The sequence below is a fragment of the Granulicella paludicola genome (assembly GCF_025685545.1).
GTDB lineage: Bacteria > Acidobacteriota > Terriglobia > Terriglobales > Acidobacteriaceae > Granulicella > Granulicella paludicola.
This window is the reverse complement of the sequence record NZ_JAGSYC010000023.1, coordinates 250,435-276,807: the sequence shown is the minus strand read 5'-3', so window position 1 is coordinate 276,807 and position 26,373 is coordinate 250,435. Positions and strand designations below refer to the sequence as shown.

At 57.3% G+C, this 26,373-nt stretch carries 18 protein-coding genes; 11 read left to right on the top strand and 7 right to left on the bottom strand.

Features of this window, described 5'->3' with window-relative positions; genetic code table 11:
- Window positions 1-20: 20 nt before the first annotated feature.
- Complete coding sequence (locus tag OHL14_RS08515; RefSeq protein WP_263378915.1) at window positions 21-1,511, bottom strand: sensor histidine kinase; 1,491 nt, start codon at window positions 1,509-1,511, stop codon at window positions 21-23.
- Window positions 1,512-1,851: 340 nt separating this feature from the next.
- On the opposite strand from OHL14_RS08515, the gene OHL14_RS08510 reads away from it, so the two are divergent.
- The 5 genes from OHL14_RS08510 (at window position 1,852) to OHL14_RS08490 (ending at window position 9,358) form a co-directional block, all read left to right on the top strand.
- Window positions 1,852-3,678 (top strand): porin, encoded by a 1,827-nt coding sequence (locus OHL14_RS08510; protein WP_263378914.1) that lies wholly within the window; start codon window positions 1,852-1,854, stop codon window positions 3,676-3,678.
- A gap of 521 nt (window positions 3,679-4,199) precedes the next feature.
- Window positions 4,200-5,594: a porin gene (locus OHL14_RS08505; protein ID WP_263378913.1), complete on the top strand. Its 1,395-nt coding sequence runs from the start codon at window positions 4,200-4,202 to the stop codon at window positions 5,592-5,594.
- A gap of 92 nt (window positions 5,595-5,686) precedes the next feature.
- Window positions 5,687-7,492, top strand: coding sequence for an APC family permease (locus tag OHL14_RS08500; protein WP_263378912.1), 1,806 nt, complete (start codon window positions 5,687-5,689; stop codon window positions 7,490-7,492).
- Between the two features lie 78 nt (window positions 7,493-7,570).
- Window positions 7,571-8,377 (top strand): PP2C family protein-serine/threonine phosphatase, encoded by an 807-nt coding sequence (locus tag OHL14_RS08495; protein WP_263378911.1) that lies wholly within the window; start codon window positions 7,571-7,573, stop codon window positions 8,375-8,377.
- On the top strand, window positions 8,378-9,358 hold the full coding sequence (locus OHL14_RS08490; protein ID WP_263378910.1) for a serine/threonine protein kinase: 981 nt from the start codon (window positions 8,378-8,380) through the stop codon (window positions 9,356-9,358).
- Window positions 9,359-9,376: 18 nt separating this feature from the next.
- Here the strand turns inward: OHL14_RS08490 and OHL14_RS08485 are convergent, their stop codons facing one another.
- A complete protein-coding gene (locus OHL14_RS08485) occupies window positions 9,377-10,645 on the bottom strand; it encodes an ammonium transporter (RefSeq protein ID WP_263378909.1) in 1,269 nt (422 codons plus the stop codon).
- 324 nt (window positions 10,646-10,969) lie between these two features.
- Between OHL14_RS08485 and OHL14_RS08480 the strand changes: the two genes are divergently transcribed.
- Window positions 10,970-11,329, top strand: coding sequence for a hypothetical protein (locus OHL14_RS08480; protein WP_263378908.1), 360 nt, complete (start codon window positions 10,970-10,972; stop codon window positions 11,327-11,329).
- 24 nt (window positions 11,330-11,353) lie between these two features.
- On the opposite strand, the gene OHL14_RS08475 is transcribed toward OHL14_RS08480, so the two are convergent.
- Window positions 11,354-12,658: an aminotransferase class V-fold PLP-dependent enzyme gene (locus OHL14_RS08475; RefSeq protein WP_263378907.1), complete on the bottom strand. Its 1,305-nt coding sequence runs from the start codon at window positions 12,656-12,658 to the stop codon at window positions 11,354-11,356.
- A 41-nt stretch (window positions 12,659-12,699) separates the two neighbouring features.
- A complete protein-coding gene (locus OHL14_RS08470) occupies window positions 12,700-13,650 on the bottom strand; it encodes a LysR family transcriptional regulator (protein ID WP_263378906.1) in 951 nt (316 codons plus the stop codon).
- 518 nt (window positions 13,651-14,168) lie between these two features.
- Between OHL14_RS08470 and OHL14_RS08465 the strand changes: the two genes are divergently transcribed.
- On the top strand, window positions 14,169-17,252 hold the full coding sequence (locus tag OHL14_RS08465) for a TonB-dependent receptor (RefSeq protein WP_263378905.1): 3,084 nt from the start codon (window positions 14,169-14,171) through the stop codon (window positions 17,250-17,252).
- A gap of 77 nt (window positions 17,253-17,329) precedes the next feature.
- Window positions 17,330-20,380 carry an amidohydrolase family protein gene (locus OHL14_RS08460; protein ID WP_263378904.1) on the top strand — a complete coding sequence of 1,017 codons (3,051 nt, stop codon included), beginning with the start codon at window positions 17,330-17,332 and terminating at the stop codon, window positions 20,378-20,380.
- Between the two features lie 170 nt (window positions 20,381-20,550).
- Here OHL14_RS08460 and OHL14_RS08455 read toward each other — a convergent pair whose 3' ends face one another.
- From OHL14_RS08455 to OHL14_RS08445, 3 genes are all read right to left on the bottom strand, one after another.
- Window positions 20,551-21,933 (bottom strand): ATP-binding protein, encoded by a 1,383-nt coding sequence (locus OHL14_RS08455; protein WP_263378903.1) that lies wholly within the window; start codon window positions 21,931-21,933, stop codon window positions 20,551-20,553.
- Between the two features lie 67 nt (window positions 21,934-22,000).
- A complete protein-coding gene (locus OHL14_RS08450) occupies window positions 22,001-22,678 on the bottom strand; it encodes a winged helix-turn-helix domain-containing protein (protein WP_263378902.1) in 678 nt (225 codons plus the stop codon).
- A gap of 126 nt (window positions 22,679-22,804) precedes the next feature.
- The gene (locus tag OHL14_RS08445; RefSeq protein WP_263378901.1) at window positions 22,805-23,272 is read right to left on the bottom strand and encodes a PepSY domain-containing protein; all 468 of its coding nucleotides are present in this window, start codon (window positions 23,270-23,272) and stop codon (window positions 22,805-22,807) included.
- A gap of 325 nt (window positions 23,273-23,597) precedes the next feature.
- Between OHL14_RS08445 and OHL14_RS08440 the strand changes: the two genes are divergently transcribed.
- The 3 genes from OHL14_RS08440 (at window position 23,598) to OHL14_RS08430 (ending at window position 26,335) form a co-directional block, all read left to right on the top strand.
- Window positions 23,598-24,332 (top strand): methyltransferase domain-containing protein, encoded by a 735-nt coding sequence (locus tag OHL14_RS08440; protein WP_263378900.1) that lies wholly within the window; start codon window positions 23,598-23,600, stop codon window positions 24,330-24,332.
- Between the two features lie 94 nt (window positions 24,333-24,426).
- Window positions 24,427-25,065, top strand: a complete 639-nt coding sequence (locus OHL14_RS08435) for a DUF2306 domain-containing protein (RefSeq protein WP_263378899.1) — start codon at window positions 24,427-24,429, stop codon at window positions 25,063-25,065.
- A 139-nt stretch (window positions 25,066-25,204) separates the two neighbouring features.
- Entirely contained in the window at window positions 25,205-26,335 is a 1,131-nt protein-coding gene (locus OHL14_RS08430; RefSeq protein ID WP_263378898.1) for an NAD(P)/FAD-dependent oxidoreductase, read from the top strand.
- Window positions 26,336-26,373: the final 38 nt, after the last annotated feature.

Genomic DNA, 26,373 nt, shown 5'->3' with positions numbered 1-26,373 from the left:
CATCCTATCTTTTACGCCCTCTACCTTGAGGTACGCGGAAGTGAAATATTGAAGGTGGTGCCCTCTTCGAGGCTGCTGGTTACCCAGATTTGCCCTTTGTGGGCTTCGGCGACGCGCTGGGCCACGGACAGGCCGATGCCGGTGCCAGGTGCCAGATCGTGGTGGTCGAGCGAACGATAGAAGCGATCAAAGATGAGGTCGCGCTCTTGCAGATCGATGACCTTGCTCCAGCTATGCACGGAGATACGTGTCTCTTCGGAGCACTGCGCGGCCGAAAGAGAGATGGACTTTCCCTTGTCCGTATATTTAAGCGCGTTCTCCAAGAGCTCCAGCAGCGTGGTACGAAGTAAATCGTGATCGGCCGCAATGGGTGATACGTGGTCGGGTACATGAACGTGAATGGTAGAGGCGGGTGCAGTCTGAGTTAGATTGCTGGACCGCAGGCGCTGGCACTCTGCAACAATGCTGTTCAGAAGAGTTGAGATGTCAATCGTCTCGAACTCCAGACAAAGCTTCTCTTCACCAACTCTTGCGGTGGCCAGCAGGCGAGTTGTGAGGTCGTTGAGCCAGATCGACTGTTCATCGATCATGTCCATCAATTCACTTTGTGCCGGATCCAGTTTGCCACTCTCCAGCAGACCGGAGCTGGCAGCTCGAATGACCGTGAGTGGGGTTTTGAAGGCGTGGGCCAATCCGTCAAGGACGGTGGTTCGCAACTGCTCTGTCTGGCGGGAGGCTTCCGCGGCACCCTTTTCCAAAAAGGCCTGCTGTCTCTCCAGGATGAGCGCTGTGAGCGACGCCAGGGATTGAAGAGCAACTGGGCCGATGGTTCCTGCAACGACTAACGTTCCAAAGAGCTCTCCAGGCGTTCTGAAGACCGTAGACCTGGAGCCCTGAAAGAGGCGATTCTCTGGAAGTGTTCCCAATGCCAGGGTCTCCAGCAACTCTTCTTCGAAGTCCTGCCATGAGCCTGCGACACCAAGAGTGGTGGAGTAGGCGTTATAAATGGCCACCGACTCCAACTGGAACTCAGTCCGGATGAGATGTGCCATTTCTTTTTCAGGACCCTTGGCAGGGTCGAAGGTCAGGGCTCCGCAGCTAACTGCATAGAGTCTCTGGATCTTTATTCTCTGCCGCTGGAGCTCCTCAGAATACGCACGCTCCCGCGCTGAAAGGCGACTCACCAGAAGCGCAGTGAGCTCAAAGATGACGATCGCTATGGCGTTACGGGGATCGGCGATGCGAAAGCTGAAGGTAGGCGAAGTAAAGAAGTAGGTTTGACAAAGGATCGACGCCAAAGAGACTACGGAGGCTTGAAAGAAGCCGCAATGCACAGCCACCGAGACGACCAGCAATAGGTAAAGAAGGCTTGCTGTCGCAAGGTTTAGATGGACCGCTACTCCAATGGCGGCCACTAGCAATGTCATCAAAATACCCAGCAGGCACTGTATGCTGGCCGGCCGATTGACGTAGACCGCCTTCGTAAGAGATCGAACTGGTTCTAAAACCATGGAGGCAACAGTTCCTGGCGACGTTCGGCGCACACATTCCTTCAGCAGCGAACATCTGGGTTCGCTGTCGCGTGGATGGGCAGTTGAGCCGTGGAGAATCGTAAATCCTTTATACAGCGATCAAAAAAAAAAGCAATCTATATGTGTTCTTCATGCCCATGCGATTCAGATGAACTAACAAACTGATCGCAAACGCTGCGTTTTCCAATTCCTTGGAAACAGGACTTGTATCCTCTCCGCCTTCGCTTTCTCGAGGCGTCCGGGATCCCGTGTCTCTGCAGCAAAGGCCAAATCCATTTTCCCGTAGAGCGCTTTGACGTTCTCCGATGAAAGAGAGTGCATGATCCATACAGCCACGTTTCTCCAGAAAATATCCTTGACCCTGGCCGCCGGTCTGACCTTCAGCGCCCCCGTCTTCGGACAGACCCAGGTCGCCGCAGAGACGCCCGTTGCCATACCGCCGACTGCTGCGGGTTACTCCTCCTCGACAGCAGGGCAGGCGCAATCGAGCGACCAGTCGACTGCGCCGACCGCGGACGAGTTGAAGGCCATGAAGAAGCGCATCGAGGTGCTTGAGGCAGACCTGAAGACGCGCTCGATCGTCGCCCCGGGAGACGAAGACCCGAATAGCAACAAGGAGCCGATTGCGCCGTTCTCCGATCAGGACTGGACCTGGTTGATGGGTATGCCTCGCAACCATGACACGCCCCTGGCAACGAAGCACTTCATTCCCGAAATCCGCGCCGATATCAACTACAACCTCGACTTCAATCATCCTGCCGACGACACGATCAGCGGATCGAGTGAGATCTTCCGCGCGCAGGAGATCCAGATCGAGCAGCTTGGCATCGGTGGCGACTTCTATCTCTCTAACGTGCACGCGCGCTTCATGACCCAGTTTGGCGAGTATTCGGTTACCACGCCGCGTAACGACGCCAGCCAGGGACGCGGACAATGGAACCTCGCCAACGCCTATCGCTATCTCTCAGAAGCCTACGGTGGCTACCATATCAACCACCTCAAGGGCGTAAACATCGACGCCGGTATCTTCATGTCCTACGTCGGACTCTTCGGTTACTACAACTTCGACAACTGGGCCTATCAGCCCTCGTTTGTTTCCTCAAATACGCCCTGGTTCTTCAACGGCGTTCGTGGTCAGTTCTTCCCGACACCCCACCTCAAGATCGAGCCGTGGTTCACGAACGGCTGGCAGGCGTATGGCCGCTTCAACAGCAAGCCCGGACTCGGCGGACAGATCAAGTACAACCCCACCGGCAACTGGAACTTCATCTCCAACAACTACGGTTACGGTGAAGACGATCTGGGTGTTGCGAATCGCGCTCGCATTCACACCGATAACAGCGCGGAGTACAAGTGGTTCGAGCGGCCCACCAGCAAGCTGGATCGCATGGCAACCTCTCTTACCTTCGACGCCGGCTGCGAGTTCGGTGCGGGCTATCCCCAAGTCGTGAACCTCGGTACCGGTTACGTTCAGCAACTCAGCCAGACGCCCGTTGCCTGCCACGGCAACAAGACGCAGATCGTTGCTGGCTTAAAACAGGTCGCCGTCAAACAAAGCTTTCTTGGCTTCATGAGTTACACACGCCTCTGGTTCAATCACGATCGCCAGGGCTTCACCATCGGCGGGGGCATGATCAACAATCCGGGTCGCTATCTAGTGCTGACGCCGGTTATCAACGGAGCGACCGCACTTGCCGAATCGCCTTATTTTCCGCAGACCCCTGGCGATGCGTTTCGCGCCGCCGACTTCACCCTCACCTACGACTACATGCCGCGTCAGTACCTCACGTATCGCATGGAGTATGGTTACCGCCACGCCGATCAACCCTACTGGACGGGTCGCCGCGGCATGACGCCTCCCGGCGGTTCGCAGAACAGCGCGGTCGGCAACTCGGCTGACTATGTCTGCTCGAACGGTCAAACTTCGTTCGACTCTGGCCTCGGCCTCGGCGTAGCTGGCACCACCGGTGCGAAGAACACGAACCTTGATCAGACCTACATGAAGGGCTACTGCTCGAACCCGGCGAACATTCCGATTTCGACTGTGGTCGCCAGCTCCACCGGTACATCGGGTTTCACTCTGTGGCAGCCAGACCTTCGCAAGGATGAGCAGAAGCTGACTTTCGCTCTCATGGTGAAGTTTTAAGCTCGTTTCTGTCTGTTCGCGTAAAGGGCAGGGCGGCTCAGATCGAGCCGTCCTGCTCCCTGATAAGTCTTCCCTGAAGACTCAGTTGAGGCAACGAATTGCAAACTCTTTTCCCAACCCTTTCCAGGGTTGTACGACTCTCACGATGGACTCTCGCTCTCGGGCTGACGCTTGCTTGCTCTGCGCAGGAACCGGCCAGCCCAACGCGCTGTAGTTCCTCTGCCAACACGCTGCGCGCGGTGGCTTGGCCCTTGCCCGCACGGTCTAATCCTGCGGAGCCGCCACCATGCGTTTCTTCTGAAACCGCTACGTCTTCAGTGGCCCTGCCTGCTGTTACAGCGACTCCCTCCCAGATCGCTCCGTCTGAGCCGGCTCCGGCCAATCAAAGCCTCTTTGTCCGACTGGGCCATGCCTATCTTGCCGATTGGACTGGCAAACCCCCCGTCACTGTCACACCCGAACCGCGCCGTGACTATCCGGCACCCCTGGCCTCGCCCCCGTACCCTGCCTCCGATTGGCCCATGGGCGGAACCCCCACCATCGAAGTGCCTGACGGCCAAACCTACCCTCTGATGCAGGCCATCAACGAAAACAAATCACAGTTCAAAATGTATGGCTGGCTTGAGGTTGGAGCCAACGGCTCCACAAATAATAAGACTAACGCGTCGAAAGGTATCGCTTCCAACGCTCCTTCCGCGTACGATGTTTATGCAAACACAATACAACTTGACCAGGCTGCGTTTTACCTAGAACGCTACCCAAACACCGCGCAGACATCGCATGTGGATTGGGGATATCGGGCGACTCTGCTCTACGGAACGGATTATCGCTTCACTACGGCGAAGGGCATGCTCAGCCAGCAACTACTCCTGAAGAACTCCATGTATGGGTTCGATCCCGTCATGATGTACTTCGATCTTTATGTCCCGGAGGTGGGGCACGGAATGAACGTTCGCGTTGGTCGATATGTATCGCTACCGGATATCGAAGCCCAACTCGCGCCCAATAACTACAGCTATTCGCACTCCATCCTCTATACCTACGACTGCTACACCCAGACAGGTGTCAACGCCACGATCAAAGCGAATGACCACTGGACCATTCAAGGCGGAATCTCCACCGGCTGTGATGTCATGCCGTGGACCACGGATGCCAAGCTGACCGGCAACGTCTGCGCCACGTATACCTGGTCGCAGGGCGGCAATGCCATCAACACCTGCGCCAACAGCATCAACGACTCCAAGTACGCCTACAACAATCTCGCGGCGTACTACATGACCTGGTATCACCGCATCAACGCACAGTGGCATACCGATTCGGAAGCCTGGTACCAGTACGAGCGCGAGGTTCCCAATATGTACTGGTTCAACGCAGCCAATCAGAGCACCTCCACCGGCCAGTATCTACCTACAGCGAAGACCCCTTGGCCTGAAACCACGTTCCAGTACCTGCCTAACCTTGCAGCACATCCCAACGCGGCTTTACCGGTGAACCTCAACTTCGGTGCGGTCTGCACCGATCCCCGAGCTCCGGTAACTCGGCAGCAGGCCCGCTGTTTCGCTCCCGAATTCGCTTTCACCAACTATGTTGAGCACAACTTCTGGAACAACACAGCATCGCTCAATATCCGCAACGAGTTCGTAGATGACATCAAGGGCCAGCGCACGGGAACGCCCGCTATCTATGAAGAGCATATGGTTGGCTTCGACTTCTGGGCGGGCACCACGATCACCTTCCGCCCCGAGGTGAGCTATACCCATGCCTTCACTCAGTACGGTGTCTCTGGTCTTAACATTCAGCCCGGCGCCTCCATCTCCAATCTGGAAGGTGTCTCGCAGGGCGCGGCAACGAATCCTCTAGGTCTCGGAAAGAATCAGGCACTGACGGTTTCCGCAGATCTCATTTGGCATTTTTAGTGCTGCAATTTTCGTTGTGAATGCTCGTCCAAGGAAGTTAAAGAAGCTCAGTCTTGCGCAGTTCAAATATTTTATTGAAATGAGGAGCCACCATGTCCGATATGCCAACCGGCGAAATGAAAAAAACTCTGGGTCTTACAGGATTGACCAGTAATGCGATGGCGCTGATTGCCCCTGGCGCGTTCCTGTGGCTCACCTTTTTTATTCAGGCTACGACCGGGCAGACCGCTCCGGCGATGTGGTGGGGCGTTCTCGGCGCGCTCGTACTTTGTCTTTCAACCGCGGTTTGTTATGCCGAGATGGCAAAGCTGTACCCGGGTACAGGCAGCAGTTATTACTTTGCTGAACAGGCATTTCTGAACCGCGATCGTGCCTGGAAGTACGCACGCATCTCCAAGTTCATCGTGGGTTGGGCGTCGCATTTGTATTACTGGATCTATCCTGGCGTCATGGTCGGCACCATGGGTATTGTGAGCGGCTATCTTGTGGGTACGCTCTATCCCAATTTCATGAGCGCATCGAATCCGGGAATGCTCTTCATGATGGTGGTTGCGGTCGTCTTCGCCTTTGCGGTGGCCTACATCGCCTATCGCGGCGTGAACAGTTCCACCGCGATCAACCTTGGCATCAACGTGATTCAGATCACCGCTCTGCTGGTCTTCGCGGTCCTCGCGCTGGGTTACCGCAGCAGCCACCCCGCTGGGTCGGTGGCATGGCAGTTCGATTCGAGCTCCGGCGAGGCGTATACGTACGAGTTCAAGACCACCACCACCGTCGATAAGGGGGTGTCCACTGACACCATCGTCCGCGACTCAAGCGGAGTGCCCATGCCCAAGCTCGACGCCAACGGAAAGCCCGTACCCTTCCACATTAGTTATCCAGAACGTGACGCGACCGGCGCCTTCCTCACCCACGGCAGCGCTGCTTCCGTCGTCAGCCCACACCACTTCAGCTGGGTGTTTATTCAGGCCACTGTGGCGATTCTGATCCTGGTGGGTTTCGAATCCGTCACAGCGATGGGCGGCGAAGCGAAGAACGCAAAACGCGATGTGCCAATTGCTGTCATCACTTCGTTGCTCGTGCAGGGCGTGCTCTTCTACTTCTTCGAATACTTTGCCGCGAACTTCTTCCTGAACAGCGGATACACGATGGTCAGCGCGTCGGGCTCGGCTGCGCCGATCGGCGACATGATGATTATCGTCGGCGACGCACTCTTTGGGCAGGGCCATGGCCGAACGTTCATGCTGTTTGAGGCGGCGACGGTCGTTCTTGCGTTGATTGGAACGACCCTCTCCTGCATGAACACGGGCGCTCGTGTGACCTATGCGATGGGCAAAGACCAGGAGGTCACAAACCGCTTCGGCCTGCTGCACGACCAGAAGCTGACGCCGCACCGCGCTATCTGGACGCTGGCAGCTATTTCTGCCGTGGTTGGTTGTGTCGCTGTCCTGATGGTGTTCGGTGATGCGGGCGCTCCGACGGACGCGGCAATCGCGACCATACCGCACGGCATCTGGTCGAGCTTTGGGTATTCCAGCCACGCCAAGATGGCAGCTTTGCCCAACAGCCTGCTGACGGTCACGTTGGCGTCGAACTTTGGCACCTTTATTCTCTACGCTCTCAGCTGCACGCTCTGCATGGTGGCGTATCACAAGCATCCGAAGTTCAACGCTCTGCTGCATCTGTTTATTCCGGGCTTCGGGTTGATTGCAAACCTGGCTTGCATGGGCTTTTACCTCGTCGGGCCGGTGATGGGCTACGGCACAAGTAAAGAGCCGCTGCTGGCCTTGGCGATCGCTGCGGTCTGGGGTATCTATGGGGCACTTCACTTCGTGGGTAAGAGCAAGTCGTCAGGAAAATCTGTTCTGGTTGAAAGCCGACCTGTCACTGCTGAATAGTTTCGATACGATGATGAGGGATGCTAAACGGAGGGCGAGGTCATACTCGCCCTCCGCAGTTTGCCCGGAGAGGAATCCATGCTCAGTCTTGATTTCGCTGAACAGAGCGATACCGGCAAGGTCCGCGATCATAATGAAGACGCTCTAGGCCACGTTCTGCCCGTAACCGCCGCTGAGGTTCAATCTCGCGGATGGTTCTTTGCGCTGGCCGATGGCATGGGCGGCCATGACAGCGGCGAAGTGGCGTCCAACCTGGCAATCAAGACCGCGCTTGAGGGCTTTCAAAAAATACCTAAAGGTGTAATGCACGTCTCGCTGCTGCCGCGCCTGGTGCAGGAGGCAAACGCCTCCGTGTATGACGCCGGGCACGCAAGCGGCACCAGCCAGCGCGGTCGTCAGATGGGAACGACCTTTGTGGGATGTGCGCTGCGCTTCGATTCGGCGGTCATCTCTCACGTGGGTGATTCACGCTGCTATCAATATCGCAATGGCCATCTTACCTGTCTAACTCACGATCACACCCTTGCTGTGGAGCAGCTCCGGATGGGGTTGGTCACGAAAGAGGAAGCGGATGAAGGCGAGAGCCGCCATGTTCTTACGCGCTCGCTCGGCAGCGAGCTTTTCGTCGCCGCCGATACCATTACAGTCAACGTGCTGCCTCAGGATGTGTTGCTACTCTGCAGCGATGGTCTGCACGGGTATGTCCCCGATGCAGTGATCCAGCACACCCTCATGGTGAGCCGCGATCTGAAAACCGCGTCCAAGTCCTTGATAGATGCTGCACTTCAAGCGGGAGGTCATGATAATGTGAGCGTGCAGCTGATCCACATTCTCACGGTAGAGCGTATGGGGCTCTATCGGGGACGTCCCTACAGGTTGCTCTAAATGATCGCTCCAAACCTTACGCTGCGGCCCGGCGACACTCTTGATTCTTACAAGCTGGATGCCCTCGTTGCCACCAGCGGCATGGCATCGGTGTTCCGCGCACATGATCTCCGTTCAGGAGAGCAGGTCGCTATCAAAGTGCCGCATCCAGAGGTCGAGAGCGATCCGACCATGTATGAGCGTTTCAAGCGTGAGGAGGAGATCGGCACCCGGATCGATCATCCTGGCGTGATGAAAGTCTACCCTAATCCGAACCGCACCCAGGTTTACATGGTGATGGAATGGATTGAAGGTCGACTGCTGCGTCAGGTTTTAAACGAAGAAAAGAAGGTGCCGCTTGAGCGCACTCTGGCTCTGACGAAAAGCGTATGCGAAGCCCTGGCCTTTCTTCACACTAACGGTGTCGTGCATCGCGACCTGAAACCGGAGAACATCATTGTTGGACCGAACGATGAGATTCATCTCATTGACTTTGGCATCGCAGCGAACGCTGGTTCGCGGCGCCTGACTTTCGCTCATTTTTCCCAGAGCATGGGGACGCCCGACTATATCTCTCCGGAGCAGGTCCGCGGCAAGCGTGGAGACGCTCGCAGCGACATCTACGCCTTGGGAGTCATGCTGTATGAGATGCTGACCGGCGTCGTGCCCTTCAGTGGGCCGAACCCCTTCGCCGTGATGAACGATCGGCTGCTCAATCAACCGGTCCCGCCTTCAAAGCGTGAAGAGAGCATCACTCCGCAAGTACAGGAGATTATCTATCGCGCGCTCGAACGCGATCCGAAGAACCGCTATGCCAGCGCCCGCGAGATGGCGCATGATCTCGCAAATCCAGAGGAGGTTGGCGTTGTATCGAGGCCCGAAGCCGAGACGTGGGAGACCCATAAGTCTCCGGGCCTGCGGCGAACTCTTGGGCTTGCCGCTCTTGTGCTGATACCGCTCACGATCTTCCTGGTGTTAGTACTGGTCGCCCGTCATCACTGATCGTTGTATCACCCACGGTTATCGCGGTATCAGGTCATCCGCGTGGAGAACGAACTCAGGGTAGGCGCCCGCACCCAACTCGCGGATATCCATGCCCTGCAGATCGCCGTCGTCGTCCACTCGATAGGGCATGATCTTATTCAATAGAGCATTCGTCAGATAGATCAGCGGCAGCATCACGCCGAGAAGAGTTGCGACGCCCACCATCTGGCTCGAGAGTTGAGCGAGGTGCGCGGCATGACTCTTGGCGAAGAAGCCGCAGGCCAAGAGGCCCCAGACTCCCGCCACTGCGTGTACCGCGATCGAGCCTGCTGGATCGTCGACGAATAGCTTTAACTCCAGAGCCTCCACCACGAAGGTCATCAGTGCGCCTGCAACCAGCCCCGTAAAAATCGCGGCTCCAGGTGAGATCAAGCCGCAGGCCGCGCTGCCTGCAACTAAACCCGCGACCCAGCCGTTAGCGCTCAGGCTGGCGTCGACCTTGCGATAGCGAAGACGTGTCGTGGCTACGGCTGCAAGGCATCCGGCACTCGCGCAAAGCAGAGCGTTGAGAAAGACCAGCAGAAGTTCCTGGGGCAACGCATCGTGAAAGAGCAGCGATGCGGCCATGTTCAACCCCGTCCAGCCAACGAGCGCAAGCACGCAGCCGAAGAGAACCAGCACGATGTTATGTCCGGGGATGGCAGCCGCCATGCCATCGTCATACTTGCCTCGACGCGGACCCAGCAGCCACGCGATGCACAGTGCGGACAAACCTCCGACCACGTGGATCGTACCGGCACCTCCCACATCAAGCAGCGGCGGTAGACCGAGCGTGTTCTGCAATTGGCTGAGCCACCCGCCGCCCCAGAGCCAGTGAGCGAACAAGGGAAAGACTCCACAGGCAAGCAACGCACTGCTGGCGCAGATCGAGCGTAAACGCCAGCGATCATTGCCTGTGCTGACGGGAATCATGGCTGTGAGAGCGACCGAAAGCAACTGCAGGCAAAGCACCAGCGAGGCATACAGCCCGTCGTCCGTTGCGGCGTGGCCCCATCGAGGCGCTGCACCCAGCCAGTTCCATGTGATCCCACCCGCGAGAAAGGAATGATTGGGTCCGCCTGGGTACCCTGCCCAGCCCGATCCGATCAGCACGAAGGCGATCGCGGACACACTCAACGCGCAGATACCGCCCAACATGGCATGGGCAGCGCTACGGCTGCGGCCAAGACCCTGCTGAATTAGCGCGAGACCCGCAAAGGAAAAAGGCACTAGAAGAAGGCAGATGAGCGAGACAACAAAGTTCATTGACTCCTCCCGAAGCTATCTTTCAAATGGGCAGTCCGCTGTGGAATGAAACTGCGCGCCAGCAGTCCAAGCCCGAGACTTTGAACGAGAAGTCCTGCAACGATAAAGCTGAACCGCTCGCTTGGACTCACCAGCAAGACGAGCGCTGCCATGACGATGAACCAGCCAGAGACCAACAGGACGACGCTGACAATTCTCACAGGTAGGCTCCCGGCACAGGTAGATATAAGTTCAGGGTGTCTTCGAAGTGTATAGGATATGCGTCTTCGAGCCACTGCTATACTCAACGAAAAATTGAATCATGGGCAACAGAAAGGATCGTGCATGAAGACGCTGTTGAACCAATGGGTAGCAACGCCTCTCGGTGCCTTCGTCGTCCTGGCGCTTGCAGCCTCTCTCGAGGTTTTTGGCGACTCCTTCTTTCAGTCAGCCATGTACCGCTCCAGCGGGGCGACGCGGTCGTTCTGGTTCGTGCTGGGTATCGGAGTTCTGGCCTTCTACGGTTTCTTTGTGAATCTGCCGCAGTGGGATTTTGGGAAACTCCTCGGCGTCTATGTGGCTTTATTCTTTGTGGTTGCGCAGGTTGTCGCCAAGCTCCGCTTTCACCAGTCGCCGACACCACCCATTCTCCTGGGCGGTTCGTTCATCGTTATCGGCGGCTTGGTGATTACTTTCTGGAAATAAGCTGAGAGGTGTCCTGCGGCAAGGCTACGCAAACATCGCATGCTCTTTGTGCAGCGCGGCTGCCAAGGCGTCGCAGTCTGCAAACGTGCTGTAAAGCCCTGGAGTCACGCGGATGACAGGCCCCTTAGCCACACCTTTACGCCACACCGTGTGCACGCGGTATCTTTCGAAGAGTACCTTCTGCACTTGCTGAGCGTCTTCGTTTGACCGCATGCCCTTCAAGCGAAAGCTCGTGATCGCGCACGAGCGCGCAGGCTCGTCGGGAACACAGATCTCGACGTTGGACAGTTCGCGCACACGATCCACCCAGCGGTCTCGAAGACTACGCAGATGTTTTTCTTTAGCAGCACCACCCACAGCGTAGTGGAACTCCACCGCTGATGGAATGCTAAGAACTGCTGCGAAGTTCACGGTACCTGCGGGCACACGTGCTGTAATGTCATGCGCCGGCAGATCGTGATTGTCGTAGGCGATATCGATGTCGTCAATGCGGCTCTTGCGAATGTACATCGCGCCTGTACCCAACGGAGCGCTCGTCCACTTGTGGACTGACCATCCGGCAAAGTCGCAACCCAGATCGTCAATCTTGAAATCGAGGCACGCGACACCGTGGGCGATGTCCACAATCGTATCCACGCCGCGGGCGCGCGCCATCGTGACGATCTCCTTCACGGGCGTCACCAGCCCAGTGCGGTTGGATACCTGTGTCACCAGCAGTAGCTTCGCGTTCGGTGTCCGCTTCAGCACGTCCTCATATGCGGCCAGAATGTTCGCTGTCGTGGCAGGTTCGGGCATCGCAAACTTTACCACCTGCGCCCCGCGATGATCGCCGAGCCAATCCATCGACGCGATCATCGCGTCATAGTCGAGATCGCAGTAGATCACCGCATCTCCTGCCTTGACGTGTTTGTAGTTCGTAATCAACTGTTGCAGTGCGTCGGAGCCGCTGCGTGTAATCGCGATCTCCTCAGGCAACGCTCCCACCATCGCAGCGACCGACTCGCGTGCCTCGCGGCCGCCTGCGGAAAGACATGCTCCCCCGGGCAACACGTTGCGCGCCCATATCGAATTCGTCTTTGTCACAAAGGCAGTTTGCTCCGCATACACCTGCGCGACGGACCGAGGCATCACGCCCCAATAGCCGTTTTCAAGATTGTGGATGCCCGACTCGACATCGAAGTGCAAGGGAAGCGTCTCAACGGCAATCGAGTTCGGCGTTAGCTTCTTCGCCACCGGTGCGCCCGCCTGGCCGAGTATCCCGGAGCTGGCAAACACAGTTGCGGGCGCGCTGAGTAAGGCCGACTTCAAAAAGCTTCGGCGGTTCGCCATCGTAATTCTCCCTTGTCTAAGTGGATCTATGAGGACGACAGCTAACCCGCCTGTATCCTCTCGGAGAATACAGGTACCGACCGCGGCACGATCTTCGGTTTACGCGCAAACTGCTGTGCTGGAAGCAGGATCGCTGCAGCGCACTCCTCCGCAACGCTGCGAAAGAGATTCATTGCGCTCGACTCGTTCGAGGTCATCGCAGCCAGCCCCAGTTGCAGCGTCGGCAGCGTCTCGCGGAACGGCTTGGTCACAAGGTTTGAAAACGTGCCACTCTCCATCGCGCGCGTAGCAATCGCAATGCCTTCGCCTGCGGCAGCGTAGGCAAACTGTACCGTGCAGGATTGAGGCGATTCAATGATCCGCGGCGTGATGCCGAAGGGCTCCAGCAGATCGCGCAGAAACGGCTGATGAAACCGACAGTCCCGCAGTCGCGAGGCAATGATGGGATAGCTGCGCAGGCTCTCAACCGAGATATCTGCCTGCTGCGCGAGCACATGGTGGGAGGAGATCACCGCTACCAGCGTGTCTTCATACAAGGGGTCAAAGCGTACACCCGGAATAGGCAGCGATCCGACCATCAGCAAAGCGTCGACCTTGCCCTCGGGCAATCGGGTGATCTGTTGCTCGGTGGTCAGCTCGCTCACTTCCAGATCGAACTCCGGATGGCGTTCAGCAAGCATGCGTAGAATTGCCGGTAGCAGAATGAACTGGCCCACCGGCCCGCATGCCACACGTAGATGAAGCGGGCTGTGGATGCGGTTGAGTTTCTCATGGGCCGCATCGACGGTATCCATGATCGATTGCGCATAGTTGCGGAAGGTACTTCCTGCCTCGGTGAGACGCACCTGCTGACGATCGCGCTCAAACAGCCTTACCCCGAACGCCTCCTCAAGCGACTTGATCTGGAAGCTGATGGTGGGCTGACTCATGTAGAGCGCACGCGCCGTCTTGTTATAGCTGAGCAGCTCAGCGAGCGTAAGGAAGCATTGCAACTGCCGGATTCTGAAGTCCAAAAAGCGCCTCGAGGAAAAGGGAGTTCTTCGCGTTCAGAAGGGAGGGAACGCCTGACTGTGTCACTGCACAGCGAAGTCAGACTATGAAGTTGCCGGGGGATATCGCTTGGCGAAGTACTGATCGACACGGACCATACGTTGCCACCTGCGATGTACCTCACGTTAACATATTTCTATTACGCGCGAAAATCTTTTGATTAGACAGCCTTTCTGTGTGCGTCTATGCTCAACGCATTCAGTCACAAGGGCCTGCCCTTTCTTGAGTCGTATTTCTCCAGAGAAGGTCCCCTGCTGCAGTGCAAGCGCGATCATCCCCGCCGATGGAAGCCTGCACCCTCCTGCTCTCGAACTCCCTCTATCTTTGCACCGCGAACGCTGAGCCCTCGCGCGGTGAAGCCTCGTTGTACGCCGAAGACCTATGGTTCGCTCTCCGCCGCTGAGCGGCGTGCGCCGCCTTCGATTTGTTCCAACCGTACCTTTCGTGAGGATTCTTCTTGATGCGAGTTCGTCTCTTGTCTCTGCTTGTTCTTGCAGTATCTGTTAGTTTCGCGGTTCCAGCCTTTGGACAGCAGACCGGCCTCAGTGGCGTCGTTGCGGACAGCCAGGGTGGAGCGCTACCAAACGCCAAGGTAGAGGTGAAGCAGACCGGCGGAGCCAGCTTCTTTACGACGACCAACGCACAGGGCGTATATGTAGTGCCAAGCGTGACGGCTGCGGAGTACACCATCTCGGCCACCGCGCCAGGCTTTGCCACCGCACAGAAGAAGATACTCCTGCTGGTAGGCCAACTTGCACAGGTGGATCTCTCGCTGCCACTGGCTTCGACCACGACCGCCGTAGTTGTTGAAGCCAGCAACGATCTAGCAATTGACACGACATCATCTGCCGTGGCGGGCAATGTGACGCCGACTGAAATACAGGACGTGCCGATCAACGGTCGCAACTATGTAGAACTATCCGCGCTTGTGCCGGGTATCAAGGCGAATTCGTTTGGCAACACGCCAGCAGCTTCCGGGCAGTCCACGAACGCAGGCGATGCAGAGACAGGCAAGTTCCAGATCACCCTTGATGGCCTGCAGGTTTCGCAGGATTCGGTGGGCTCAAGCTTCGGCCAGCCGCACTTCTCGCAGGACGCCATCTCTCAGTTCCAGATCATCACGAACCGGTTCGATGCTACCTCCGGCCGTTCCGCGGGCATCTACGTTAATGTGCAGACCAAGACCGGTGCGAACCAGATGCACGGTGGGGCCTTCGGCTACTTCCGCAACTCTTACTTCAACGCAGCGGACCCTATTGCCAAGAAGGTTCTCGACTTTGCCGACCAGCAGTACGGTGGTACCCTCGGCGGCGCTATCAAGCGCAATCGCCTCTGGTATTTCGGTTCATATGAGGGGGAGCATAGCCCGAACACCACTACGCTCAATCCTTATGTGACCACGACTGCGGGTAGCCTCTTTACGCATCCCGTCATTGTGCTGAATAACGAATATCTCGGACGACTCGATTACCAGCGCAACGATAAGAACCACTTCTTCCTCCGCGGGGATGGCTATAAATCTTCTACGAGTTTTGTCGTGCAGGGCAACGATCCCAGCCAATCCTATTCATCGGCAGTTTCCTCGGCTGGCTACGTCTTCGACTGGAACCACAATGTAAACGACCATCTAGTGAACGATGTTCACGCAGGTTTCCACTACTTCCAGTTCGAGAATCTTCCGTACTACACCGACAACTCAATCGTGCTTACACTGCCTGCTTCGACGGTCGGGGAACCCTACAATCAGCCGGAGATCTTCAGCGAGTATCGCCAGCAATATCGAGACGATCTGTTCTGGCTCAAAGGTAAGCACAGCGTTCGATTAGGCGGCGAATATCTCTATACCTTCCACGGCGGCGCATTTCCGCAGTATCTTCGTGGCGGCGTAACCACCTGCACCGGCGGAGCCACCGCGACCCAGGCGCTGTACAACACCTTCTTCCCAAACGGGACGCTCGACCCCTCCACCTGGAACTACACGGCGATCAACAACTACTGCAGCAGCGAGATCTTTACGCAGGCCTTCGGTAGCTACAACATCGATATCAAGCGGAACGGTATCGGTACATGGGCGCAGGATGATTGGAAGATACTGCCGCGCCTCACACTCAATCTCGGTATCCGTTATGACAACGATCTCGGCGCCTACAACACCAGCTATGTGCCGACACCGGGCCTGCTGACGCCAAACACCAATCCCAACGCGAACTTTGCTCCCCGCGTCGGTTTCTCCTTCGATCCTGGCGGCAACGGCAAAACCTCCATTCGTGGTGGTGCAGGTATGTACTACGCCGACCAGGTCGCGAACGCCATCATTGACGAAGAGCTCTATAGCAGCACCGCGCGTGCTCTGCAAGCCACTGTCTCTGGCTCGCCTGCAGCTCCGCTCTCGCTGCCAACACCGTTCGCCGGTCAAAACCCCTCCGCGAATCCAACAGCATATGTGACCTCTCCGCAACCGGTCCGTCGCGGCTCGAAGACCCCGTATGCGTTTCAAGGGTCGTTTGGTATCGCCCGTGAACTACCGTTCAAAACCACGCTCACCGCGGACCTGGTCCACATGCGTGTCTATGATGACTTCATCGCTCTCAGCGGCAATCTGCTGGAAAATCCCGCCAATCCGCAGCAAAACTTGAATCCGACGGCTGCGATCTCATCGACCACCTACGGCCAGCGTGTCTGCGGCAACGGTGGCATCCTGCTCGACAACCTCTCCGGTAACCTCTCCGGCGCGGGCCCGGGCGGCGTCTCAGCCAAGCAGGTCTGCAACAATCTGTTCGGTGGCGCGACTCGAAACTTCACCACCTATCCGGGAGCGGGTGTGATTGCCGATGCCCTGCAGGTCGGCTTGAAGCACGCCACGATGCACGGCTTTACCGGAGCGATCGCCTACACATGGGGACGCACCAAGAACTCCACCGGCGGTGCGTTCTCGTACCCGAACAAGCCGTTCTACCAGGGCGTGCAACAGGAGTGGGCCAACGGCACCGACGATCAACGTCACACGCTGACCGTTAACGGCGAGTACCAGTGGAAGTATGGCCTCTCGCTCTCCGGTCTCTACCACTTCGGCTCAGGTCTTGCTTTCGCGGATACCTCCGGCTCGTCTGTCAACGGCTACGCCAACAGCACACGCACCTTCGGCTTTGCTGTCGCAGGTGGACAGAGTCTTGTGTCGCAGCCGATCGCTCCCGGACAGACCTGCCCGATCGCGCACTGCACCACGATCTATGCGCCGCTGTCCAAGACTTACTACGACGCGAATTATGGCTACTGGATTATTCAGCGCGACGGCTTCCGTGGCACTCCCTACAATCGTGTTGACTCTCGCTTGCAGGAGAGCTTCAAGATCAAGGGCCGCGTCAAAGCCATCGTCGCCGTCGAGGCGTTCAACCTTTTCAATCATTCCAACTACGGCAACTTTGCGGTAGGCGCCACCACCGGAACTGGAGCCAACGCTTATGGCGCTCCGATCGCTTCCTCCGGCGCACCTTTCGAGTATCAGGCGCGCTCGCTGCAATTCATCGGGCGTCTGTCGTTCTAATCATTGCCTCAACCGGCTGCACAGCGCACCATCGCGCTGCATAGCAAACTCGTTTCAACCGCTTCTGGAGATGATGTATGTCGATTGCAGTGCCCGTGGTCAAGCGTTTCGCCTTTCTGCTGCTGACTGGCAGCCTTCCCCTTACGGCGCAGATGCAGAAGAGCATCACTGTTACGCAGGGCACCAACATGCAAGTGACTATCTCGCCGGACCACAAGACAGTTTTGGCTGACATTCAGGGCATCATCTACTCCATCCCGTTCAGCGGCGGTAACGCAAAACCTCTTACCGATCCACTGCATGAGGAATCTCATCCTGACTGGTCGGCAAAGGGTGATCTCGTGGCGCTGCAGAGTTACTTCGGAGGCACCTTCCACATCTGGACGATGCATCCGGATGGCTCCGGCTTGAAACAGATCACCACAGGGCACGGCGACGACCGCGAACCGCGAGTCTCCCCTGACGGAAAAACTATCGCCTTCACCTCCGATCGAGCATTTGGTGGCTCCTACGACATCTGGACCGCGGATATAACCACTGGCACACTGAAGCGCATCACAAAGTCCGCAGCCGATGAGTTTGGGCCCAGCTGGTCGCCCGATGGCAAAGGTCTGGTCTTCATCAGCGGTACCGGCAATGCGGGAAAGTCGATCGAGTTCATCGACCTGGCAAGTGGACAGCAGCACACCATCGTCTCTGTCGATCCCGCGAAGGCGCGCGTGGAAGCACCCAGCTTCTCGCCCGGTGGCAAGCTGCTGTCCTACATCCTCTTTGAAGGTGCAGGCATGATGCTGGATGATGCACACCTGGTCGTCATCAAGGCCCAGGGCGGCGAGCCCGTCTACACCGGCAAAGGCCTCGATACCTTCCCGTTCCCCGCAGTGTGGCTATCGAACAGCGAACTTATCTACACCAGCGAAGGCCAGATCCTGCGCGCGGATGTGGGAGCGAAAACGGAGACGCCCCTCAAGTTCAGCGCAGCGATCCCCGCGTGGAGACCACAGTACACGCACAAGAAGTATGACTTTGATTCGACCGCAGCGAAGCCGGTGAAGGGCATCTATGCACCCGCGCTCTCACCCGATGGCAAGCAGGTAGCCTTCGTCGCTCTGAATCAGCTCTACGTCATGCCGGTGGGCGGCAAGCCTGTCGAGATCACGCAGGACGGATTCTATAAGCAGGGCCCAGCGTGGTCGCCGGATGGAAAGACGCTCGCTTATATCTCCGACAGAGACGGCATCGAAAACATCTATCTGCACGACATGGCAGCCGGCGACAGCCGCGGCGACAAGCGCGCCGCTCCTAGCGAATCCGCCCAGATCATGCCGGCGTGGTCGCCCGATGGAAAGAGCATCGCCTTCCAGGACCAGACGATGGCGACCCAAATCGCAGATCTCGCCACTGGTAAGATTCGACTGCTCGCAGCGACGACGTTCTTTCCCGGTCGCCCGTCGTTCTCGCCGAATGGCAAGACCGTCGCGATCGCCACCATCAAGCCGTATACCAGGCGTTATCGCGAAGGCACCAGCCAGATCGTAACTGTGGACGTTGCCACTGGCGCACAGCAGTCCTTCGAGCCTGCTCCATTTGAGTCGGTTACCACGCGCACCGAGGATGGCCCCATCTACTCGCCCAACGGCAAAGAGATGGCCTTCGTCATGGACGATGTGCTCTACACCATGCCCGTCGATAAGGACGGTCACCCGAGTGGCAAAGCCACGATGCTCGCCGAGGTCACGACCGATGCGCCTACCTGGAGCGGCGATTCGCAGCGTCTGCTCTTCCTTTCCAACGGCAAGCTGGAATTGATCGACCGCGCGACGAAGAAGATCACACCCGTCCCCGTCGATCTCACATGGCATCCTGCGAAACCCGAGCAGAAAATCCTCATCCACGCCGCCCGTTTCTGGAAGGGCTCCGGCCCTGACGAGATGACCGACGTCGATATCCTCATTACAAACAACCGCGTCACCAGCGTCACCCCCCATACAGCGCAGACACCCGCTGGTGTTACCCGCGTCATTGAGGCAAAGGACTCCACTGTGATGCCGGGCCTATGGGAAAGCCACGCGCATCCTGACTCAGACAACGGCATCTATTATGGCGATCGCATGGGCAGGCTCTGGCTGAGCTACGGCATCACCGAACTGAAGGGCGTCGCCGACAACGCCTATCGTGCCGTCGAGCACCATGAGTCCTACGCTGCTGGCCTAACCACGGGGCCGCGACTCTTCGATACCGGCGAGGCCGTCGATGGTGAGCGCGTCTACTACCCCATGATGATCCCCACGACCTCTGAGGCCCAGCTGCATCGCGAGTTCGATCGGCTGAAGGCGCTAGACTTCGACTTCGTCAAGCTTTACGTGCGACTGCCCTTCGCCTGGGCCAAGCAGGGTGCCGCCTTTGGGCATGAACAGATGGGCGTGCAGTCAGCAAGCCACTACCTGTTGCCTGCTGTCGATCTAGGCGAAGATGGTATGACGCATATTTCGGCGACCTCACGCTGGGGTTGGGCCTACTCGCGCTCGCTCACGGGCCGCAGCTATGAGGACGTGCACAAGCTGCTCGTCGATTCGAAGATGTGGACGATCACCACGACATTCTCTCAGGCGCCCTATGCGGACGACCCCGGCATGGCCACCGATCCGCGGCAAGGCATCGCTCCTCCATGGGAGAACAAGCGTCTCGTCACGGCCGTACAAACAGCACAGCATACCGATCAGACCCCTGCGCTCGAACACCTGAAGGAAGAGGAAAAGATAGTCGCCGATGACTACCGCAAAGGGGGATACATCCTCGCGGGCACCGACTCTCCGCTGGATATTCCGGCGACCAGTCTGCACTTGAATCTTCGCGCGCAGGTGAAGTTCGGCATGGCACCTTGGCAGTCGCTGGAGACGGCAACCATTCTTCCGGCCCGCGCTTTCGGTCTTGAAAAAGACCTCGGCACACTGGAACCCGGCCACCTCGCCGACCTCATCATTACGGCAGGAGACCCGCTCAGAAATATCGACGACACCATACGTGTTCAGTGTGTGATGAAGAACGGCCAACTTTGGAGTGTCGCACAGATATCGGCGCCCTTTGCGAAGGTGACTGCGGGTGCCATGATGTGTCCGGCTCATTGATCGAGTTTCATTGGGCGATGAACGTCGTCGATCACTTTTTCAGGATGCGGGTTGAAATGAGTTCGGAATCGAGAGGGGTTCCATTGGAACGAGAGCCGGAAGCGCTGACTGGTAGCAGAAGCCATATGAGGCGCAGTGAGTGTTCACGCCTGATGCCTCGCAACAGAAGGCTAAGTGCTTACCAGCGCAAGAGCTTCAGGCTGCTCTCTTTCTTGAATCCGACATAGCGGTAGCTTAGCCGTGATTCTAGCTCCTCCTTCGTTGCGGTTCGTTGCTGCCACCTGGCCTCCGTGCACACGAACCACAGCTTCTACAAAAGCCAGTCCAAGGCCGTGCCCCCGTGATGCGCGGCCTTTTACTCTCTGCTCAAAGAGGTGATGACCAACCTCCGCATCGAAACCGGGACCGTTGTCCTCCACAATAAGTGTCGCCATGTGCTCATCGCTTCGAAGGGATATGCAGATCAGGCATGAAGCAGGCAGGTGTTTGAGTTCGTTATCGAGCAGGTTGGCGATGACGCGATGAAGAAGCGCCGCGTCTGCAAGAACTCTCACCGGACCCTCGCTGTGGACTTCGAGCTGGAGTTCTCTGTCGCTCATGGAAGGCTCATAAAGGTCGCTCATGCTGCGTACCAGCTCGTCGAGGTCTACCTCTGTCCGGTTCAGCCGCAGTGCATCCGCTTTTGCCTCTGCCACATCGAGCGATGTGTTGAGGAACTCAGTCAGACGGTCGAGTTCATCGATGGAGGTGACAATAGCCTCCGTATGATCCGGTCTGAGATCCGTAGCCAACGTCGTCTCCAGCTTGCCGCGGATTGCCGTGAGGGGACTTCGCAAATCGTGGGCCAGAGAGTCCGTGATGGTGTGCAACTGATGAACAGTGTTCTCGATTCGGTCGAGCATGTGATTCAGCGTTCGAGCCAGATGGCCGATTTCGTCGTCTCCCTTTGTGTCGGGAACTCGGCTGCTCAGGTCGGACTGGCCTATGCGCGATGCTGCTTCTGTGATCTCGCTCACGCGTCCTAACATCTTTCGCGTTGCGTAGAAGACGATTGCAAAGCCGAGTAGTACCATCGCAACCCAGAGAGTGAAGAACCGCACGCGCAGGTTCTTTAATACGTGAATTTCATCACGTTCAGACAATCCCAGATAGATAGAGCTGCCGTCGTCGATTCGGACGGCCGCAACACGAAACGGAATGCGGAAGCCCTTAACCCGCAAGTCAAAAGGTACGTCGGGCGCCATGCGAGTAGAACGGATTGCCGCGAGATTCGATGCGCCATCTCCAGCACCCACCCACAACTTAGCCGGTCCGTTATCTCCCGCCTGAAGAAAGAAAACAGCGTCGTTCTCATTGCTGCTGGACTGCTGGTGATTCGGCACCTCGCGGCTGGCAAGTTCTGCCACTTCACCCACGACGCGCCTATACAAGCGATCCTTAGGAGTGCGTGTAGCGACGTCGCTCAACACCCCGACTTCGCCGGAGAGCCATGCGTCGCTTCGCCGCTGTATGTCGCTTGCTACGAATCGGTGCAGCATGCCGAATACCAGCATGGTTCCAATCGCAAACGCCAGACTTGCCCACAGCGAGATTCGCCAGGCTGCACTTCGCAGGATAGGATTAGCTGCCTTTGAGGACATATCCGATACCTCGCAACGTCTTGATCAACGGCTCACGGCCTTCTGTGTCAATCTTCCCACGAAGACGGTAGATGTGAACGTCGACCACATTTGTGTCCGGTTGAATCCGCATGCCCCAAACTTCAGTCAAGAGCATGGAGCGCGTAACAACTCGACCGGCGTGGCGGCAGAGGTACTCAAGCAAGACGAACTCCTGCGGACTCAGGTTCAGAACCTGGTCGCCTCTGGTCGCTCTGCGCTTAATCATGTCGAGATCCAGGTCATGAATGCGCAACCGGGTCGCGTCTTCTGTCGGCGGTGAGTTGCGGCGGAGAAGGTTCCGCATTCTGGCTAGCAATTCGGCGATCGCAAAGGGCTTGGTGAGGTAATCGTCACCGCCCAGTTCCAGCCCCTTCACTCGATCGTCTACCGAACGTCTCGCCGAGAGGATGAGGACCGGGCTCATCATGCCGGACTTCTTCAACTGAAGAATGAGATCGATGCCATCCTGATCAGGTAGCCCCAGGTCGATGATCATGCCTTGGTATACGTTCTTCGCTGCGAGGATGGCAGCAGTTTTCCCATCCTCTGCTGTGTGCACCTCGTAGCCCGCATCCGTCAAGGATTGCTTGACGAAGCTCTGTATCTCGAGTTCATCCTCGACCAACAAAAGTCGCATAATTCCATCCCGCTTGCACCGTGACGAGTGTGTGTCGACTTAAACTTCGCCACAAATCCCTCAGCACACCGTTCTTGAACAGTAAATGGTTCGAGAATCTGGCGCCAATGAGACTAGGTGCTGCCATCATAAAGCCAGCAGGAGCAGTGGACATGCAATTCCGGCGAGTAGTACGTAGCCAACCAAGGACTTTCTACGTGCATACTTCCACGACATGAAGAGCCCTGTGCAGGTCGACAGCACGAGGGCCAGAGCCGTTGCGGCAAAAAACACCTTCATCGGCAGTGGATTGGATACGGGCGGAGCTGGAGCTGGCGGCGGTGACTTCGGAGCATCAGGCTTCGCCCCATCGATCTTGGCGGAGGGGGAGGGAGGCGCTTTTTTGGACGATACATATAACGTCCCCTTTTTATGCAACTGCGCGAGATGAACCAATATGGCGGGCGGCGTATAGGTACTCCCGCGAGATGTCTCGTGCAGGCCGAACATCTGAAGGCCTCCGGTGATCGCGAAGAACAGGATCGTCGGTGCGAAGAACACGCCGATGTAGTGATGCGTGAGGCGTACAGTTTTGAGAGTGCTTGCGGACTTCATTTCGGCGGTCGACTCCAGTCATTTGGTGAGGACGCAGTGCTTGATCCGACGCTGGCTCTCTAGCCCGTCCACTTGCTTGACTGATGTAAAGTAGCATACCGTCGAGCGAAGCCTCTCGGGTCCTTGGCCGATTCCTCCGTCCATGAACAGATCGTCATGCCGGATGTGCCTTCAGAAGATAAAAGGACACGTCTAAATAGTTAGCGGCTAAATCGAGAGGTTAAAGCTTGTTTTTTGAACGCTTAGCGGCAGCAAAACAGAAGCCCGCCCGTCCAGGTCGTCGTGATCTGTCGTGTCGTCCAGGCCAGAGCTAACAGTAGAAACGATGCGCTTTATGTGGCCTAGTGTACAGATCGACTTCAGTAGACGAGTCTCTCCGCGTGATCTGCCGGAGCTGATGGATGGCGAGTGCAGTTATGAAGACTTTCGTGACTGTCTTCGCAGCCTGCAGGCTGTCAACCGTTGGCTGCTGGGTTATCGGCCAACGTTGGCATGGCTGCGACAACTGCCGCGAGGTCTAAGCAAGCCTCTTCACATCCTCGATGTAGGCTGTGGTGGTGGCGATCTTCTGCGACAGATTGCCGGCTGGGCAAGAAAAAGAGCCACTGAAGTGCAGCTAACAGGGATAGACTTGAACCCTTTTGCTGCGCGTGCCGCCGCAGAGTCAACGTCGAAAGAACTTGCTGTTTGTTGGATAGCAGGAAACGCGCTCGAATATCGACCGGATACGCCAGTAGATATCATTGTCAATTCTCTGATGGCCCATCACCTTGAAGATGAGCAGATCATCGCCCTGCTGCGTTGGATGGAAACTACGGCTCAGGTAGGCTGGTTCATCAATGACCTCGAGCGATCGGAGGGCGCGTACAGGATGTTCAAGTGGCTGGCAAGTCGAGTAGGCTGGCATCGGTTTGTCCTTCATGATGGGCCTGTTTCGTTCAGGCGAGCCTTTCGTAGAGACGATTGGGTGCGCTTATTAGCTGCGGCTGATATCCCGCAAGATGTCGTCACGTTGGAACATTGGCGGCCAGGACGTCTATGCGTCGGACGTTGGAAGTGAGGGCAATTCTTGTGCAGCCTGGAAACGTAAACGAGGCAATCAAGGTTATCGCTGCTGTGCGCAGCATCTCCCGCATAGTCATAAGAGGGAAATAATGTCAGCATCCACTCTGCCAACGCCCAGTATGCCCAGCTCTAAATTCAAGACCGTTCTTTGGGTCTCGCTGGGGCTCATTGTGCTCTTCGTCTTCATTACCTCGGAGCTATTGCTCGTCACCGACTATCCGATGTATCACGCCTACCGCCTGCAGGTCATTGCCGACCGACATCTCCTGATCCCGCATACAGTTGCAGGGACCCTGGCTCTCTTGATCGGTCCCATTAACTTCTCTTCGCGTATACGGAAGCGGCATCTCCCTCTCCATCGCAGTCTCGGCCTCGTCTATGTACTCTCTGTTTTTGTTGGTTCCTTCACGGGAATCGCTCTCGCGGCCGGCCGGCCGGGTCTTCCAGGCACATCCATGCAGGCGGCCGCCTGGATGGTCTGCACGACAGCAGCCTTTGTCACCGCGCGGAACCGTCACATCGTGCAGCATCGTCAATGGATGGCACGTTCGTATGCTGTGACTTTCACCTTTGTTTCGAGCAGGGTGCTCAATCTCTGGCCGCGTTACTGGAGCCATCTGGGAGACGTCTTGTCCGCGGTTGGAGTGATTGCCTTTACGCTCGCGTCTCTGTTGATCGTTGATCTTGGCCTCAACTGGCATGAACTCACTACCCGTCGTGACGCATAGGGCCTTCGTCAACCAGCGGCTCAACATCTTCAACATGACAATTTGTACAGATTGACGTGCCGAACTTCCATCCGGTCGTCTACTAAAACAACTAAGCCCACAAATTCAAGAAACATCCAGTACGTTGGGAGCGAATCTCTTGCAAGACGAAATACTGATCCTCGGTGGCGGCGTAGCTGGTTGTGCGGCCTCCATTGCTCTCGCACGAAAGGGACGAGTCGTAAGACTGATTGAACGAGAGACCGCCCCACGCCATAAGGTGTGCGGAGAATTTTTAAGTGGCGAAGCCCTCGAAGACCTTCATGCGCTCGGCATCGATGTAGCTTCCCTGGGCGCGGTCCCCATCGATTACGTTCGACTGGCCGCAGCCAGACGCGCCGCTCAGGCGCCGCTCCCATTTCCAGCCGCCTCCCTTACGCGCAAGGCGCTCGACACCGCCTTGCTCGCCGAGGCGACCGCCGCTGGAGTTCACATCGAACAAGGTCGCAGTGTGCGGTCGCTCAGCCGCACAACAGACAACCTCTGGCAGGCGACACTCGATGACGGTACCGTTCGCCAAGCTCCAACCGCCTTCCTCGCGACGGGCAAGCATGACCTCCGCGGCCACTCGCGGCCAAAAGACTCGGAGCAGTGGGTGGCCTTCAAGATGTATTACCGTCTCGCACCGTCGCAATCGGCGGACCTTGCAGATGCCTCCGAGTTGATGCTCTTTCCCGGAGGGTACGGCGGTATCCAGCCGGTGGAAGACGGCGTTGCCAATCTCTGTTGGGTCGTGAAAGGCCGATACCTGGCGAGTGCGGGCAATCGCCCCGAGAAGCTACTCGAAAAGATGCAGCAGGATTGTCCGCATCTGGACATGAGGCTCAAAGGAGCGGAGGCATTGTTGGCCAAGCCAATAGCCATCACGCATATCCCTTATGGATTTGTCCGGCGTACGACTGAGGAAGGCCTCTATTGCATTGGGGATCAGGCGGCAGTCATCCCGTCGTTCACCGGCGATGGCATCTCCATCGCTCTGCACACAGCCCGATGCGCGGCGTCTGCTTATCTCTTAGGGGAATCAGCTCCGGTCTTTCAGGCGAAACTACGCACGGCGATGTTGCCTCAGATGCGCCTTGCCGAGTTTGCCGCGAATGGACTGAACAACTCCCTGGCCCGAGCGGTATTGCCGTTCTGCCTTCGAGTGTGGCCCGGCGTGATGCGCGTGACAGCAAGGCTCACGCGCGTGACGCAGCCTGCCACCATGGCGCCACAGCCTGTCATCAACTGAAGCATCGTTCCGCAGTCAGAGTTCTCCAGGAGAGACGC